This window comes from Legionella moravica DSM 19234 (assembly GCF_000423305.1).
GTDB classification, from domain to species: domain Bacteria; phylum Pseudomonadota; class Gammaproteobacteria; order Legionellales; family Legionellaceae; genus Legionella; species Legionella moravica.
Map to the genome: position 1 here is coordinate 59,973 of NZ_AUHS01000014.1, position 18,678 is coordinate 78,650.

Genomic DNA, 18,678 nt, shown 5'->3' on the forward strand with positions numbered 1-18,678 from the left:
ACGCATTGGGCACAGGGAACGGCAACACAACAAATCAGCGTCTCATCATCTTGGTCATGGCTTGATCTGATTCATACCCTCTTTCCATACGCTTCGATGAGTTAAAGAAACTGCTGCTTGAACTGAACACAGAACCTGCGGCGGAAGCAAGGCTCGAAGTGGAAGCACTACTTGAACTCGTACTTGAAACGTGTTGTTTTCCCTGTGTTTGTCGTGCACATTTAGTTTCCGCTGCAGCATGTTTGGTGCGCTCATCAACTCGTTCACGCTTTTTGGCATTAGTGTTAACAGTGCTTTGAGCAAGACGGAGCAAATCCCTGAATGTTGGGCCAGGAAGAAGCCGTTCTTGTTCAGCTCTTTGTCTATTATTCAAAAAGGCCTTAATCATGTCGCCAGCAACATTCTCTTTCACGCCTTCATTGATTAAAATATTCAGCATTTCCTTTTTGGAATAAAGCGGCAGTTCTTCCGTAATAATCCGCCGGGATAAGGCAGTACTTGGTGCGCGGCGACCGGACAGGGCGATAGGATTTTGCGTTCCAATAATAAAAAATCCTGGAACATCAGGTGTATCCCCTTGCTGGGTTTTACCCATAAGAAGACTATTCAATAAATGTTCCATCATCGGAGAACTGTTAATCTCGTCAATGACCACAACCGCTCCCTCATGAAAAGCCTTAAGTAACAGCGCTTCCTTATCCGTAGCAGACATACTGACGGGGAGAACGTACATGGGGTGCTCACCAGGAGCCGGCACCGAGTTTCTGGACATGAGTTTAAACCCGCGAGCGATTAACGTTTGCTTTATTTGCTCGGACTTACCAATACCGGGTTCTCCCTCAAAGGTTAAACCACCCAAACCACCGTAGCGTTGCACGTCATTTGCAGCCGACTGTTGGCGCCATTGTCTTAAATCCAGCACATCGTCCAACAGTTGCTGACTGCTCAACCGAGATTGAGTGAGAACAAAGTCCATCGGTTCACTGGATGTTGTGAGTGGCAGTGGATTCTTCGGCTCAAACTCCTTAATAAACAGCGCTCTTTTTGATTTTGGCACCAGGTTAATCGCTATTTTAAAGGCATAATGAGCGGCAACGTCCAGGCGATTGGCCTGGGGATTTTTTTGACAATAACTTTGGGTCAACAGAGCCATCATTTGTAATTCTCGAGGCGTGATTAACACGTCGGTGGTTGAGCAATCCACCATAAATCGATACACATCAAGAATAACTCCAGACAGTTGAACGACTTCGGTATCATCGAGGAATTGGTGTTCCAATGCCGGTTTTAAAATCTTTTCATACAAAACAGCAACAGGTAAGGGTTCAAACTCCACCGCATTTCCGTGACGCTCAAAAAGTGTTGCAAGCCGTCGCTCATCACCATAACTCACCGGATTTCCAGCAAAAATCACTTTATGCTCGTCACTCAAAGGGTAATAGGCACCTTCATAAAAAATACCCGGAGGAGTATGGAACAGTCCTTCAAATAAAGACCAATTCCCCGAGTTTAAAGTCGCCTCATCCAAAAACAGGTACTTCCGACCGGTTCGGGCATCCTGCGCCCAGGCTTTTATCGCATCGATGCCTTGATGCAGTTGTTCTCCCTCGTACACGAGCTCCTGGGTTACAAAAGTCGTTTTTCCGACCCCAGACAGTCCCGAAAGAAACACATAGGGCGCTACGTCAAGCATTTGGTGCACTAAAGCGATTCGTGTCTGGGTAGATTCTTCTGCCTCCTGCATGGCCGTCATTGGATTTAGCGCCGCGAGGGGTTTGATTTGTGCCGTGTGCTGAGACAGCCCTGACCAGGCCGCATTACGTTTACGACAGTCAGGAAAGGCCTGCCAATACGTGGTTCTGGCTTTTAGTTTGCACAACGGTTCGGTAGCGATAAACGGCTCCAGCTCATGAGGAAACTCACCAAGACAGACTCTTTTATCCTGTTCACTGACTTCATGAACCTGAGTTTCAACCCATTGAAAACTCTTTGAATCTTCGGTAATCAAAAGTAATCGTCCGGGTTCTATCCCTGTTTTCTTCCGTTGCACGATTAAAGACGCTAATTGGTCTTCCAGCTCTTTAGAAAAATGCCCTTTCAGAACAACATTCTTGCCTTCAGATAAAGCATCAAGCAACCAGGATGAACGTTGATGAAATTCAAACTGAAGCACGGCTTCATTCAATCGTCCGTCAACACGAGTCAGTAAATCAGAAACCATTAATTCCGATACATCAATAATATGCCAATTCTGTTGCGATGCTGCCAACAGGGAAAGCGTTACATCACTATCCGTACTGTGTATGACTTCAGTTGGGGAAGGAAGAGCCGGATGCCAATTCGTCCGTTCCACAGGATTCACTACAGTATTGAGTTCCAATGAATCAGGAAGTGATGCTCCCTGAGCACACTGCACTCTTAATCTGACTTGATGCTTTTGGCATTCAGTCAAAATCCTGGCCCAGTCATCTAATGAAATGGAGCGAGTGAGCATCACATCCAGAGTACTGCGCTGTGCCTGCTCGATCAACCCCGGCTCTTTTCTTAAACTGCAATCACTGGCTTCAGGGCGGTAAAAATGAAAATAATTAGCCAGACGGTGAGGATTAAGAACATGAGGAACCTCATTTCCGCTGGTGTCCTCATCGGATAAATAATCGACCTGAAGCCATTTTTTTAATTCATTCAGGGCATATCCCTCTTGTTTATTCAGTTGGAGAAGAGCTGGGACAGGAATGGAACTGCCGGGAAAATAGCGTGTTCCAGGATAACAGGCTTCCATCCAAAACAGATTAAAATCCTCATCATCCCAAGGGCCATTTTGAATGGTGATGAGTCGTCCTTGCAGATTGGACAAAGCTCCTTCCTGAAACGTCAAATGAGAACCATCCAGATCCCAACGACCTAACAAGCGCTCTTTCCAATCACTGGCATTGAATAAATTAATCACCAACCCCGCAGCAGCTTCCTCATCGATGGCGGTAGCTAACGGCGGGACCGATTGTTCTAATTGTTTTGCAGGGATGGGACAGCGCTCTTTGGTGTTAAATCGCGAATAAAAATCATCCCCCTGATAGCAATCCGGTTTACTGGTATTGTACAAACCAATTATCTGGATGTGTTCAGGCACTGGTGTTCCATCGGCATAGCCCTGTTCATCAAGCAGCGCGTTAAAGCGGACGATATCCTCAGCAGAAAATTGCTCGTAATTCACCAGGAGTACCGGTGATTCCAGCCGATAATCCTCGGATAAAAAATCATGAAGCGGACCACCCGGTCCTTTACGTAAAATACCACGATTATTGAGATCTCGTTGAATAAAAGAGGCAGAGCAGATTAAATCATCCGGGGAATGGATGTAATACACGGGTCTATTGTTTAAATGACATTGTCTTTGTAACGCAAGCCGCAGTGCGTGCACCGATGTCGTAGAGCCAAGTTCAATCAAATGCTTTTTAGAATCGGCAGGGTGTAACACCTGCTGACAATATCCCTCCAGCGAATTGACTGATTTTGAAGGTTTATGCCAGGTTTTCAATACCTGCTCAAAATAATTACTATCCGAACTGCTTCTAAGAACGTCAATGAGTGTATTAGTCTGTTCCGAAGGTTGCGACGGCGCCGGACAACCCATTATTTCAAAAAAAGAAGAATGATTTTTAGGGCCTGATCTGAGCAATATGCTAATGCCCTGCTGTTTTTGTTCCGGAGTCAGCCGTTTCATGCTTTGGTCCAACATGGCGGAATAATCATCTGGACACACACTTCGCAATTGAGCTAATAAACTACAGGTCAACTCCAGAGTGTGAGGAGTATTAAGCCCTCTGAACCATGCAGGAATGCCCTGTAAATCGTTGAGCAACAGACCATGAAGTGCATCAGCACTAAATTGAAAATCCACGGGGATGAGGTCTAACAACTGCTTGGAATTTTGATTGCAAATTAAATGAAACAATCCACCATGTTGAATGAACTGATTGGGATCACGAATTTCGGGAACTATGACATCACGGTCCATTTCAATACGAATCAACCTACCTAAATCGGTATGAATATGGTGCATGAGTTCCGTTGTGGAAACGGACTTAACCCCCTCTTTGTTGTTAGGGTTATAAATCAGCCACCGACCATCCTCGATTAAACGGATGCAGAGCGCATGCCAGAAATTGGATAGGATGCATCCTTGGTGCAACTTGATTTTGAGAGGATTTTGAAACAGGTCGTCCTCTAAGCCAGAAAAGAGTATTGAGGATATCCAATCATCGACATCATCATCGTTCAACTGAAGGCGAGAACCAAAAGTGCTGTCATTTATTGAATTGCTGACAAGAAAGTGCTCCAGACTGTCTCCAATGTATTGTTTATTCGATTGCTTATTAAACTGATATTGCTGGATGGCCCCCCAAAGACATTTAAAATCATTCTTTAATTCGTCACTAATTGTGGATAGCTGGCCATCCCAAATCTGCAATCGAATGATAAGCTCATTCCACTCCTCAAGAGTACTTCTTTGAAACAAATGACTTAAAGCAGTACAAATTCCATCCTGAATTTTGGGTATGTACTGTGTGTTGATTTGCTTTAAACTGAAGTATTGTGAGAGCTTTTCAATAATCATGTTTTGATCTATTGATGAACTCTTGCCTTTGAATTGAAATTTAAAATCTTCCGGTGTCGGTTCAAAGTCTTTGTAGTCTGCAAGATTATGTTCCGAACCCCGATCATCATCACTACACTGCTGATAATCACTATCATAATCGTCTTCATCTTCATCTTCATCATCCCATCGATAATACACATCAAGATCGGGGTACTCGCTGGCTACTGTTTCACTAAACGTGGTACTAATATTAATGCATAAAATTAAACTGAGTGCTTTGAGGTTTGTCGCAGTCTCTACGATTTTCAAAACGGATTCTCGACTGATGGTTCCATTAACATCACTCAAATCAACCGCCTCAAGCTTCTTGCACGATGCAACATCAAAGTCCAGTTCAAATCTACCCGTGGAGGTATTCTTGATAAATCCAAGCCTTTTGAGGTTAGGGAAATACTGAAGCAACCTTTTTAAACTCTCTTCTTTTGGAAAATGAGACTCTGTGATAATGAGTTCTTCAATCTGTTCCAAACACAAAGCATTCTGTTCTGGAAGATTGACAAAATTAAAATCATTAAGATGAAGACACTTAAGGTTCGTTAATTTATCACTCAAAAAGACAGAGACACTCTCATCCCAAATCAGGCCAGATAAACAAAGATATTCAAGCCGGCTCAATGCATCTTTGTTGATTTTATCCAATTCAAAAGAACCGTCCATTTTCTTATATGTCATGTCTCCCAGGGTAAGTTTTTTTAAATTGGGAGTTATCGACAGAAAGGAATTTAGTTCATCAGTAGTTAAAGCTGTGTCCATGAAGTCCATTTCTCTCATGTTGAAACATTGAGGAATATCTAATAAATTGACCCCATCAATGGCACCAGCATCTCTTATTGTGCAGTTAACAAAAGAAAATTGTCGAATCGATTGTGCTTGATCCTTCAATAATTGAAATACTTGTTTTAATGAGATTCTCCCCAGGAGTATTTTCAAAGATTCTAATTGAACCCCTTGGGTATTCAGAGCCGATTTTGTTTCCATCCACCGAATTGTAAGCTCTTTAAGATTGGGAGCGGCTCTTATAAAGCCATCGGCCTGTTTGATGTTTTTTTCTACACTTAGATAAATCAGATTCTTCAAATCAAATTCGGCCAGATTAATAGTACTTTCAGGCGAATGAAAATGAAGTTGTTCTAAAGATGATGCATTGGATAATAGTTCCAACCACCGTTCCTGAGTATAAGCCGCTGGAGTAGGATTAATAATTTTCAGGCACTTTATGTCATTAATACCAGGAAATGCATTCTTAAAGCAGTCAAATTTAATAGTGGATTCTTCTGGCAATATGTCCTCAATCAACACATTTAATGGTGGATTTAATTGCTCAAGAGACTCTTTAAGGATTAATCTGTCTTCTTCATTGAGCCTCATATAATCGCTTAAATTAAGCGTACGAGGGGCATTAGGCTCTTTGCTGCCGATCAAGCGATCAACCCAATAATCATCGAGAATGAAGGTTTCATCCTTAGACATTCGATGTTGCGTCGCGGCTTTAATGGTAAGATCTTCCGGATGTGTCATTCGGATAAATGATCGAACATCCTTTCGTTCGAGGTTCATTATTTCATCTCTTGATAAGGGATAAATTTGACCAAGTTGTTGAATGTATATGGAAAAACCCTGTTCCATTAACTGCAGTAATGCTTCCTCAACGACTGTAATTTTATAATAGGGCCATTGTTCCGCAGTCCAATCACTCAGAATAAGCTTTTTAGGTTGCCGCACAAAACTGGATGGTACTATCCATGGGGCTTTAGACTGGATGAGTTTATTGACGTCCAAAACATCGGTTGGCATGTGGCTATAAGCAGGTTTTGTCTGCGACAGCGTGTAATAAAACTCAACGGGGATGCTCATTTTTAATCTCACAATGTGTCATTTATCAAGTCATGCCACCTTATTATCTCAGCAGATGGAACTTTAATAGTCCTAACCGTTCCACTGGAAAAAAGATGCGCCACAAAATCCTCTGACTCAAATTATCAAACGGTATCTGTTCTAAAATAATACAGGTCACACATTAAGAAATAATGAAAGTTGGCAGTAAATAATTAATAACGGTTATTTATTTTTTTAATGGCTTTTCTCCCTATCATGACTTGAATGCTTGGGTCGGATTGATAATTTTATCATAACAGCCTCGAAAAAAATCAGCTGTCCAGCATGAGTTAGACCATGCTTCAGCCGTGTCTGGTGAAAGAATTACAGCCTGGATATTCAAATTTATATCAATACACTATAAGATTACCGAGATGCACTGACCCCTCGGGCAGTGACTTTATTCATTATTTTGGAGGACTTGATCCATGAGACAGGTACCTGATACAAAGTCTTTAAACTCGATTCAAATCACATTCTTCACCCATACAGGGAGAAGTCTATGAAAATTCATGATTTTAAAATGAACAAACAGGCAGGTAAAAAAATTTCCATGCTGACCTGTTACGATTATCCCTCTGCCTGCATCATCGCTGAATCGAATATCGATTGCGTTTTAGTTGGCGATTCCGTAGCAATGACCGTTCATGGGCATGACACGACCATCATGGCGACCATCGAGATGATGGAGCTGCACACGAAAGCAGTTGCCCGTGGCTTGAAACAGCAATTTTTAGTAACCGATCTTCCCTTTTTAAGTCATAAACTCGCTCTATCTGAAACGATTGATCAGGTAAAACGCCTTTTACAGGCCGGAGCCCACGCCATAAAGATTGAAGGAGCCGATGAAGATACCTGCAAAACCATATCCTATCTGGTCAAAGCAGGTATTCCTGTGATGGGTCATATTGGCTTAACCCCTCAATCTATTCACCAACTGGGTGGCTACAAAATCCAGGGAAAAAATCAGGAACAAGCCGATCGCTTGGTACAACAGGCAATCGCTTTGGAACAAAGCGGCTGTTTTGCCTTGGTCATTGAATGTGTTCCCCAAAACCTTGCTAAAACCATCACCAATTCACTCGATATTCCGACTATAGGAATTGGCGCAGGATCTGATACCGATGGGCAAGTGCTGGTATGGCATGACATGCTGGGGTTGCAATCCACATTCACCCCCAAGTTTGCAAAAAAATACACTCAAGGCAAAGACATCTTTCTTGATGCAATCAATGCTTATGTTCAACAGGTACAGCACGTTAATTTTCCAACCCCTGAATATGCCTTTTAAGAGAATCGCTCATGCACATTTTTCATAACATTGATGAGTGGATAAATTGTCGCAACAGTTTATCCACCGAACTTAGCTTGGGATTTGTCCCAACCATGGGCAACCTGCATGCCGGACATGCCTCCTTATTGTCCAAAAGCAGGGAAGAAAATGATCGTACCATCTCCAGTCTGTTTATAAACCCCACTCAATTTAACAATCCTGATGATTTTAATCATTATCCAAAAACGTTGGATGCTGATCTCGAATTAATGGCTCAATCCGGAGTGGATTTTTGTATTTTACCCACTGACAAAGAGATGTATGCTGATGGTTATACTTATCAGATCCAAGAAAATAAGCTGTGCCAATTAATGGAAGGCAAACACCGGCCAGGCCATTTTAATGGTGTTCTAACTGTGGTCATGAAATTACTGCACATAACACGCCCCACCCGGGCGTATTTTGGTGAAAAGGATTATCAACAGTATTTGCTCATTCAAGGCATGGTCAAAGCCCTGTTCATGAATGTTGATATTAAAGCGTGTCCAACAGTGCGAGAAGACAGTGGTTTGGCCTACAGTTCACGAAATAACCGTTTATCAAGTGAGCAAAAAAAACGTGCCGAGAAGTTTGCACAGATATTCCATCAGAACAAACCTTGTGTAATGATAATAAAAGAATTAGAAGAACAAGGAATCACTGTGGAATACGTTGAAGAATACCTTGGCAGGAAATTTGCTGCAGTGTTTATTGATGAAATACGTTTAATTGATAATTATCAAATCTGATGATCCAGACTAATTGGTATGTCATTACAGGCGCACCTTCGTCGGGTAAAACGACCTTAATTAACCAATTAGCAACTTCTGGCTATACCATTGCTCCTGAAGTCGCGAGGGACTACATTGAAGGATTATTAGAATCAAACCTCACTCTGGATAATATAAAACAGGATAACTTGCGACTTCAAAGGGGAATACTGGCTATCGCGCTAAAAAGAGAGCGGCGATTACAAACCAATCAACTCATTTTTTTTGATAGAGGAACACCCGATAGCCTGGGTTATTTTCGCTACTATAATATCAACGCAGATCAAGTGACTCACTCGTGCCAGCGTATTCGCTATAAAAAGCTGTTCTACTGCCATCAGTTGCCTTTGGAACATGATGCAGTCCGGGTGGAAGATGATTCGAGTGCCCTAAAGATAGGGGAATTAATCTACGAAGCCTATGATCATTTAGGCTATGAACTGATTGAGCTTCCCGCGGTATCGGTCGAGCAGCGTATGTCCATTATTTTGTCTCATCTACCCGGAAAATAGATAAGCACAAGCTCTGGGTTATGAATTTTGGCTGTACATTGCAATAGCTGCTGCAATTACTGCCGCTTTATGATTAGGTAATGATTTGTTTGAATATTTTAACCATTCAGGATGAGAATCAATCAGATGGGTCGTCAATCGCCCCTCCTGAAACTCTATGGATTGAATCATTTCAAGATAGTACGAAATAGTCGTCTTAACCCCAAACAGGCGCATTTCTTCCAAGGCACGGCGCGATCGATGCAATACTGAAGGCCAGTCAAGAGCCCAAACAGTGAGTTTGGCACATAAGGAATCATAATCTGGGGGAATGGTATATCCGGTATAAATGGCACTGTCAGTACGCACACCTGGCCCACCCGGAGCATAGTAACGAGTTACGCGACCAAAACTGGGTAAAAAATCATTCTGTGGGTCTTCTGCATTGATACGAAATTCTATGGCATACCCTCTGGAAATAATCTGTTCCTGATTCATTGATAATGGTTCGCCTGCAGCGATCCGAATTTGTTCTTGTACAATATCAACCCCAGTAATTTGTTCGGTAACGGGATGCTCAACCTGTAAACGAGTATTCATTTCCAGAAAATACACGTTATTTTCATCATCCAAAATGAATTCGACAGTACCTGCGTTGGTGTATCCCACTTCTCTAGCGCCTTTAAGGGCATAACTAAAAAGAAGCTCCCGAGTTTGTGGATCCAGATTGGGCGAGGGAGCTATTTCTACCAGCTTCTGATGGCGGCGTTGCACGGAGCAATCTCGCTCAAATAGATGCAGCACCTTTCCATAATGATCCGCCAGAATTTGAACTTCTATATGGCGAGGATTTTTAATAAATTTCTCCATATAAATGTGCGCATCACCAAACGACTTCTCTGCTTCAGATTGCACCCGTTCAAATTGTTGTGTGACCTGACTTGCATCATGGCATAATCGGATCCCTCGACCACCACCACCGAACGTAGCTTTGAGCATCACTGGATATCCCAGTTTTTTTGCGCAGGCAAGGGCATCATCAATTGAATCAAGATTACCCTCACTGCCCGGAATAGTAGGTATGCCTGCTTCTTTCATAGCATCACGGGCAGCAATCTTGGAACCCATCGTTGCTATTACAGAAGAAATTGGACCAATGAATACAATTCCTGCCTCTTCACAGTCTTTGGCAAATTCCGCATTTTCAGATAAAAAACCATACCCCGGATGGATGGCTTCACATCTGGAAGCCTTCGCACATTCAATAATCCGTCGACCATTCAGATAGGCTTCAAGTGGTTTTTTACTTAAGCAATGAGAATGAGACGATCGTTTTACATGCAGCGCAAATCGATCCGCCTCACTATGAATTGTCACAGTGGATATACCGAGTTCCTTACAGGCTCGCACAATACGCAATGCGATCTCGCCACGATTGGCTATGAGGATTTTTTTAAACATGAAGTCCCTTAAAGCTATTCATTAAAAAATCTCATGCAGAAAGTGACGCATGGCCAATAATGAACGTTGTTCCGCCAATGAATCAAACACCAATCCCAATGACGCATCATGGGCCTGAGGATTGGTAAATGCATGCTGAACATGTCCATACATATGAACTTGCCAATCGACTTTAGCTTCTGTCATTTCCTGACAAAAAGCATGCACTTGCTCGGGTTTGACCATAGGATCATCATAACCATGTAAAACCAAAATTTTCGCTTTAATGTGTTCTGATTCAAGATGCTCGGGTTTATTTAAAATACCATGAAAAGTCACAACACCGCGAAGGTCAGCGCCACTGCGTGCCAAATCAAGAGCGCATAACCCACCAAAGCAAAAACCAATTACCGCAATTCTGGATTTATCCACTTCAGGTCGTGCTGCCACGGCATGATATGCAGCAAGCAAGCGCTCCCTTAACAAGGCGCGATCACCAACCAAAGGCTGCATTAAAGCCATTTTTTCCTCATTGGTTACACCCAGGCGACCCTGACCATACATATCCAAAGCGAATCCAATATACCCCATTTCAGCAAGCATTTTTGCTTTTTGGCACGCAAAATCATTACGGCCAGTCCAGTCATGAGCAACAATCACTGCCGGGCGTGGAGTGGTGATCTGGTCATCGAAGGCTAAAAATCCATGCAATTCCTCAGCCCCATGATGATAGATACAATTTGCTTCATACATATTCTGTCCTTATAAATAATGATTAAAATAGTCTAGGACAAATAGAATAAAAGTCCAGTCATTCAAGAACGATAATTCATTTTAGGGCGTGTTGACAATTGTCAACACGCCCTAATGGACTTCGCTTTGAAAACCTTGAAAGTGAATGATGTGTTACCGGACCCCAAACTCAAAAGCCCAGTTTAAAGCCACTTTCGGTTTTTTGTACATTCGTTTCAAGACAGGATGATAATTCAGCCAATTTCGCTTCATCACTTTGATCACTCAGGCAAATTTCTGCTACTTTTCTGGCAGTACCTAAATTGGAACGCGATTGAACTTCTTCCAAAAGGGCTAACTCCACTTCGTGCAATTGACTGCTGAACGTTAAAAACAGAGTCTTGGCAGGATCCTTGACCTTAAGAAGACGAGGATTTTTAGGGTGTCCAACAAGTTCCATTATATCGGACTGTTTGCGTAGCTGATTTAGTTTTATTACTTCATCACCAAAATTCAAATACTCTGCAATAACTCGAAATGCCTTTATTTTACTTGAATAAGTTGTAAACACCATAATCCCGTAATTAAATTAAAATAGAGCCGATTTAATCATTTTGATTGCTTATCTGTCAATAAAACAAATTATTGGGCCTCCGTAGATAAAAAAACCATCATGCCCACACAGGCGGGCAAGACAGGTTTTTTGTCATGTACAGAACTGGTTGATTCAATCCAGAAAACTCAAAGGGTTAAACTAAGCAAGGCATGTGCCTGTTGCTTTCGTCAGATGTTGAAGCAACCTCTGCTGAAAAGAATGCATAGGGATTTGTTGATGTTGATGACAATGCTTGCCTGGATAACCTCAGCTCTGGTATCAAATCCCGAACAGAAGCCAGTATATCTTGATGGCTCTTGGACAAAAACAAAAGACCGGTATCGGATACACTTACCGAGAGAAGCGCATCAAGACGTTCAGATTCCGGTATCAGTTCTAAAATGATGTTCAATGACTCAGGGTTTAATTCTTGCATAAACAGCGTCACCCTTCTATCATAAACTTCACGAATAGCCTCTAACCTTTGCTCTACTGAAATCAGTTCGAACAAGATAAACGCCAGTTCAGGGTTTGAAGCTGCTTCATGCAACAAGCTACAGCCAAAAGGACTAGATGTTCTCATTATGCCAAACCTTTGATCCTCAGGTATCTTTTCCCAAAGGGTTCTCAGCAATTTTGGATTGCGCTGTGTGAATTTTGACAGCATAGAACCACCATTGTCTTTCTGAAAAATGGCATCAAGCCATTGAGCTTCAGATAAAAGATCGAAAATGGCAGCCATGGACTTAGTGTTATACAATAGGTCGTCTAGCAAACTATGGCCATCACTATTTTCCTGACAAACAACTTCAACTCGTTGCTCTTGAGGAACAAGTTCTAAAACAATTCGCAATGATTTTCTACTTGATGCAGCATAATCCAACACCCTCTTACCCCAATCATTGACCTGACACACTGCCTCAACCCTTTGCTCATGGGGATAAAGATCAAGAACATATCGTAACGATTTGGAATGGGTTGCAACCTGGTGCAGCAAGGTCTGACCATGGGGATCAACCTGTCGTGCGATCTCAAGCCGTTGAGCTTGCGGGAAAAGCTCCAAAATAATTCGCAGTGATTCGTAAGTTTGAACAGAATAATCCAACACACTGCGCCCATACTCATTAACCTTAAGGACAGCATCGCGTTTTTGGTCTTCGGAATAAAGCTCCAGAACCATGTTCAACGATTCCCTATCTTCTGTAGCCAAATGCAGCACCGTAGTGCCATAGTGATTCACTGTATTGACCGCTTTAAGCCTTTGAGATTCAGGCAAAACTGCCAGGAGAATTCTCAACAAATCAGGTTTCATCGCAAATCGATGTAGTATCGTATACCCACTTTCATCAAACTGGCATATTGCATCAATCTTTTGCGTTTCAGTAAGACCATTCAAAAAAGCACTGAGTGCATCAGGGGTGGTACACTGATGCAACAGAGTTTCTTCCTCTTTAACCGAATCAAATGTGCTATTTTCGTCTTCATCATCATATTGACGCTCGTCTTCAGAACCCGTAGTTCTTTCTGGTGATTCGAGACAGAATGGCGTCTCAGATGCCTGAATATTGTTCGATATCCCCGCTAATATGATCGCATCAAGCCTTTGGTCTTCGGGCAGTAATTCAATGATGGTTCTAATTAATCCCCTTTTTTTTCCCGCTAAATTTAATACAGAAGCACCTGAACTATTCTTCACACTAAGAGCCTCAAGCCTTTCTTGTTCTGGATAAAGGTTGAGAAGAATTCTCAACGATTCAGAATGAACGGTCGCCTGATGCAGGACTGTATTGCCTTCATGATTAGCGTATCGAACTGCGTTTCGCTTTTGAGCTTGTGGATAGAGCTCAAGAAGATCATTCAGCGTGTCAGGATAAGCGGCAGCATCATGCAAAAGAGTATTGCCATGACGATCTGGAAGTCTAATGGCATCTAACGTCTCATTATGCTGGATCGATTCAAGAAGAATTCTCAGTGATTCTCGATGAGCGGTCGCCAAATGCAATGTCATTCTGCCAGAAAAATCAGACATTCGAATGACGTCCAGTATTTGGTTTGCCGCTAATGATTTTAGAATTACCTTTAATGATTCAGGGTAGGCTATCGCTAAATGCAATACACTAAAGCCATAATGATTCCGAAATGAAATGGCCTCAAGCCTTTGACTCTTGGGAATCCTCTTAAGAAAAGCGCTCAACAGGTCCGGCTTAGGTGCAACCAGGTGTAATGGTGTTACACCGGAACCTAGCATTGGACGAACAAGATGAAACGTACTGCGTTTAGAAAAAAGATTAAAAATTGCCAGATGCCGTTCAGTAATGTTTTCATCCACCGATAAAATCCCCGAAACCATACGAATAAGAGCCACTGATTCATCCCAGGGTTGATTCTCCAGAACAAATTGAATCAGTTTTTTAAAAAAAGAATCATTCTCTTTGGTCAAGAACAATGAGGCATCTCTTGGACGAGCAGACGAATAAGGTGCAGATTGTTGATTTTCATTTAAAAAATTATAAATGACTTGTTTTAATTCACGCATCATTTTTACCAAATGCAAAGGACTTAATCCTTTCTCATTCAAAGAGCCAATATAGGCCCCCTTTTTATCCCACTCCAACACCTCATTTAAAGAAACCGCCCATAGATTTTCATTCAAAAAATTATAATAAGCCCGATTAACAGCGAGCAACTGCTCAAATTCCCCGGATCGTTTTCCAGCTAAATCCTGCAATAAATCGAAGGGAAAATGCCAGGGCTTGTCTTGTCCTGAGTAAATAAAGAAAGCAATTGTTTTTTTCAAGAGCTCGTTATTCATCAAGGGTTCAGTAAGACTAAACTGATGAGAAAAAAGGGCTCGGATTCTATGCTCAACAATGTGCTGAAACTTATCGGTTTTATTGTGATTGTAATAGAGATATGGCATTGATTTTTCATACAAAAAACGTTGTCTTTCTGAACTCCTGTACCCCTGATAATCAACTGGTTTTAAGGTGACGGCAGGATAAGTGGAAAGTGACACACGATCTGTAATACCACTGGATTCTCCTGTGTTGACTCGGTTGATCCCCTTATCTTCGCAAAGGAGTAAACCCAGGTAACGATACATGGTGGCAACCAAACTCGAAGAGACTCTGGGTATCGCTTCTATCGAATCAAGACACAGATCACCCTGAGTACTTCTCCAAACCCAGGCCTGCGCAAGAACAGGATCACTCAAATCAGGATGATTTTCATCGCCTTCAAACAGCACATAAAAAGCACCATTTGGTGACTTAATTCCATGTATCACACAGTCAATTGCTTTACTATCCAAAGATTGACAGCAGTAGGTCATTTTGCCAAGACATACCGCAAGAGCCGCTTCTCGAACGTTTGAGGTATTTAGTTTGGTCAAATATTTGCCGGGATAACCCACATCTGAGCCTTTCAGAGTAATAGCAGGAATAGCCTTATCATCATTATTTCGGTCCAACGAATTAAACAGGGCGATACTTTTTACATTAATCCCATGATCAATCATGAATTGTTGTGCGGATTGGTTCTGTAATTCATGCTCTTCATAAAAAGCCTGTAAAACAAGCAAAGATGCCTGATCCAGGGATATGCCTCTGGCAAGTGCTGCCAATTGCAAATACAAGCGAGATTGTTCTTGCCTTAAACTGTTTACCCGACCTGTACGTGTTACTTTATCGGCCAAGGTTGGGTTTTGGACAGGAGTTTGCACAAGTGATCGATACATGCGGCTTACCTTTGCCAGCTCTTTTTCCTTGTCTTTAATGTGTTGCCTCTCTATACGAGCAGGCGAACCTAATGAGCTAATTCGCTTTATGGCCACTGCATGAGCCAGCAGTGTTCTAAAGCGTGGATTCAGCATGTTTGCATTCATCTGAGCCATTTTTTTCCACATGGCGAAATGACTCTGCTCCATGGGAGGTATATCAAACCGGCAGGCATCATAAACTAAATGTTTGACTTTATTTCCTTTAGGAAAATTGATGAGGTACTGATAAACCGCTTTTTCATTATCAAAAATGCAGGATAATTTCCAAGCATGCTCTTTTGCTATTCCCTTTCGCTCTTCAAGATACGCCAATTGACACAGCGGAAGTATCTTTTGATAAAGGGCTTTGTTCTCATGAGACATGCGGGGTTTTAAGTGGGAATAAATCGTAGTATCTACCTGGCTGCTTGATGCCGCATATGCATGATCTCTCTCGCCTGATTGATCTTTAGAAAAGATTCGAGCGATATAATCCGCAGCGTTAGAACCATTTTCTTGCTGAACTCTTGTCAATAATCGCTCTAACCGACGTTTTGCTTTTTCCTGATGTAGTTTGTCCCTAAGCTGGACGTGAATTCTAATCTCTGCACTCATGTTCTGAGTATCAGTATTTTGGCTGCCTTTTTTGATAAGAATGATTTTTTTCAGTATTTTGGTTAATATCATCAGTAAACCAGGAATGTTTGTTTTATTTTGACGCGGAGTGACAATAGTATCATTCTGTAGCCAATTTCATATACATTGCCCAATAAACCCAGGAGAAAATCCTTTATCCTGGCTTATAATGGATGAACAACAGAATTATTTATCACTCTATACACGTTTATAACCACCCTCTGAACTCAAGAGAGTTCTCAAATTCAGAAGTGGATTTGCTGACTGATTATTGAAGGGGTAGCCGATTACTCATAGTTGATGATGCAATTTCTTAATCAACGTGGGACACGCAGCACTAAACGCATTTAATGTTTCGTAGTAAAATCATTCACAGTTTCCTCCACTAATTCCTTGCTAATGCTACTGGCGGAGGCTGCATCAATACAGAAAAAGCCTCTCCAACGTGATGAAGAATGATTAACTTTTCGTTCATCCTGGACGGGTTCGGACTTAGTATCAACATTCACCTTTTGGCAGGAGTTATACAACGTGATTAATGCGTCCAGACGGTGAGCAGGAAAGCTGTCAATTGATTTTATTGCATTCGTTATACCTAAGTACATGGATGATTTCGCTTCATAATGCCCTTTCATTTCTTTGGCTAATATTTTGGCAGCGTTTCTATCTCCTTTTGCTTCCCAAAGCAACATAATCGCCAATGTCCCAGAGTTTCCCATATGCGCGGCAATTTCAATTGGTGTAAGTCCGTCCTCTGATGTCAAACTGAAATCATGATGCAAAGGCAAAATCTGTAACAATGCTTTTTCTTCATGAATGGTAGCAGCAAGATGCAGATCGGTTAAACCAAAACTGTTCAGATCTTTAGTTCTCATTTCTTGAAATAATTGCTCTAATTCGGGTGTTCCTTTCGCTAAAAACTCAGCTGTGTTCTTGTGTTTGTTTTCACTATTAAATCGTGCCCCATAAAGCAACAGGCAACGCACCATTGAGGTATTTTTCATTTTAACGGCCAAGTGCAATGGGGTATTGCCTTGTTCATTTTGCTGATTGACAGGCACATACTGATGACACAACCATCGAACCAAATCAATGTTTCCACTGCGAACAGCGCAATGCAAAATCGAGTCATTGTTGTCATTCCTTGCATTCGTCTTAGCGCCTCGTGCTATCAAATTTTGCACCATGAGCAAATGTCCGTTCACTGCTGCTGAATGCAGTAAGGTATTACCGAAGTTGTACTCAAAATCACCATAATCATAATGCTTGTTAATTCGTTTTAACGCTTTTTCTGGATTGATATCCAGTACTCTGGACACCATATTCCAATTATTGGTTATTGTGGAGTGAAGCAACGCAACCTGAATCATGATGCTTGAGAACTGTTTCTTATGAGTAAGTACTAAATCCAATATGTCTTCATGACCTTGGCTAACAGCCGCTAACAGTACGTGCTCCAGTTCCTCGGAAAATAGATGGTGATGTTTCATTTTTGCAATCAAGATGCCGACCATCTCGGTATATCCTCGCGACGCAGCAATTCGTACCGGAGTCATATGATGACTGTTACTAACCCACGGATTGGCGTCATGTTCCAGCAGCCACTGCATTGAGGATAAATTGTTAATCATCGCGCACATATGCAGTAGTGTATTATTTTCTGTGTACTGAGTATTTAAGACCACATTTTGGTTATATAAGATATCGACTATATCGAGGTATCCATAAACCAGCGCTATGACCAATGGTGTATAACTCAGGGAGTTAGGCTTATCTGTTTTAATATTCTTCAAAGTCAGCAGGTATCTGGCTGTATCAGGATGTTTAAATCGCAATGCGACGAACAAGGCAGAGTCAGCGCTGATGTTTACAGCGTTTGCATCTGCTCCTTCACGAACTAACCATTGAACTACCTCCGTATGACCATTCCATGCCGCATGAATTAAAGGGGTATTGCCATATACGTCTCGCTCATTCAAAGCATTATCCGAATAGAGTGCTTGTACTAAATCCAAATGACCATAGAAGCATGCCAACATAAAGGGAGTATAATCATTACTTTTCAGTACTACTCCATCAGCCATCAATTGTAGAGTCCGTTCCAGATCGCCCTGACGAATAGTATCGTAAAGTACATCATGATCAGGCTGTTCAATATTATCGGTTGGTTCACTTTCACCAAAAACTGGTTCTAAAGCTACAAAATGTGCCGTTTTAACGAGTTCAGTATACATAGACGCTCCTAAATCCATTTATGAGTGAGATATAAATAAGCTACTTTTTTACTTTAACTGAATTAATTATCATTGTAACCCTTTAAACTAGGTTGACTCTTGCAAAACAAGAGTTCCAATCGTCCTGATAAATTTCACCAACATCCAGTCCTCTCTCCTTGTAATTTTGGTCTAAA

The 18,678-nt window shown here is 41.7% G+C and carries 9 protein-coding genes; 3 read left to right on the plus strand and 6 right to left on the minus strand.

Annotated features, from left to right (window positions below; genetic code table 11):
* Window positions 1-34: 34 nt before the first annotated feature.
* The gene (locus G543_RS0103540) at window positions 35-6,514 is read right to left on the minus strand and encodes a P-loop NTPase family protein (protein WP_028383306.1); all 6,480 of its coding nucleotides are present in this window, start codon (window positions 6,512-6,514) and stop codon (window positions 35-37) included.
* Window positions 6,515-7,037: 523 nt separating this feature from the next.
* Here G543_RS0103540 and panB point away from each other — a divergent pair.
* The 3 genes from panB to G543_RS0103555 are packed head-to-tail and all read left to right on the plus strand — an operon-like array spanning window position 7,038 to window position 9,129.
* A complete protein-coding gene (gene panB, locus G543_RS0103545; RefSeq protein ID WP_028383307.1) occupies window positions 7,038-7,826 on the plus strand; it encodes a 3-methyl-2-oxobutanoate hydroxymethyltransferase in 789 nt (262 codons plus the stop codon).
* An 11-nt stretch (window positions 7,827-7,837) separates the two neighbouring features.
* Window positions 7,838-8,596 carry a pantoate--beta-alanine ligase gene (gene panC, locus G543_RS0103550; RefSeq protein ID WP_028383308.1) on the plus strand — a complete coding sequence of 253 codons (759 nt, stop codon included), beginning with the start codon at window positions 7,838-7,840 and terminating at the stop codon, window positions 8,594-8,596.
* Window positions 8,596-9,129 carry an AAA family ATPase gene (locus G543_RS0103555; RefSeq protein ID WP_028383309.1) on the plus strand — a complete coding sequence of 178 codons (534 nt, stop codon included), beginning with the start codon at window positions 8,596-8,598 and terminating at the stop codon, window positions 9,127-9,129. Before panC ends, G543_RS0103555 begins: the two co-directional genes overlap by 1 nt.
* An 18-nt stretch (window positions 9,130-9,147) precedes the next feature.
* Here the strand turns inward: G543_RS0103555 and G543_RS0103560 are convergent, their stop codons facing one another.
* The 5 genes from G543_RS0103560 to G543_RS0103580 form a co-directional block, all read right to left on the minus strand.
* Window positions 9,148-10,569 carry an acetyl-CoA carboxylase biotin carboxylase subunit gene (locus tag G543_RS0103560; protein ID WP_028383310.1) on the minus strand — a complete coding sequence of 474 codons (1,422 nt, stop codon included), beginning with the start codon at window positions 10,567-10,569 and terminating at the stop codon, window positions 9,148-9,150.
* A 21-nt stretch (window positions 10,570-10,590) separates the two neighbouring features.
* Window positions 10,591-11,301 carry a dienelactone hydrolase family protein gene (locus G543_RS0103565; RefSeq protein WP_028383311.1) on the minus strand — a complete coding sequence of 237 codons (711 nt, stop codon included), beginning with the start codon at window positions 11,299-11,301 and terminating at the stop codon, window positions 10,591-10,593.
* A 169-nt stretch (window positions 11,302-11,470) separates the two neighbouring features.
* Window positions 11,471-11,854: a hypothetical protein gene (locus tag G543_RS0103570; RefSeq protein WP_028383312.1), complete on the minus strand. Its 384-nt coding sequence runs from the start codon at window positions 11,852-11,854 to the stop codon at window positions 11,471-11,473.
* A 175-nt stretch (window positions 11,855-12,029) separates the two neighbouring features.
* Window positions 12,030-16,319, minus strand: a complete 4,290-nt coding sequence (locus G543_RS0103575; protein WP_028383313.1) for an ankyrin repeat domain-containing protein — start codon at window positions 16,317-16,319, stop codon at window positions 12,030-12,032.
* A gap of 296 nt (window positions 16,320-16,615) precedes the next feature.
* Window positions 16,616-18,502, minus strand: coding sequence for an ankyrin repeat domain-containing protein (locus G543_RS0103580; protein WP_028383314.1), 1,887 nt, complete (start codon window positions 18,500-18,502; stop codon window positions 16,616-16,618).
* Between the last annotated feature and the right edge of the window lie 176 nt (window positions 18,503-18,678).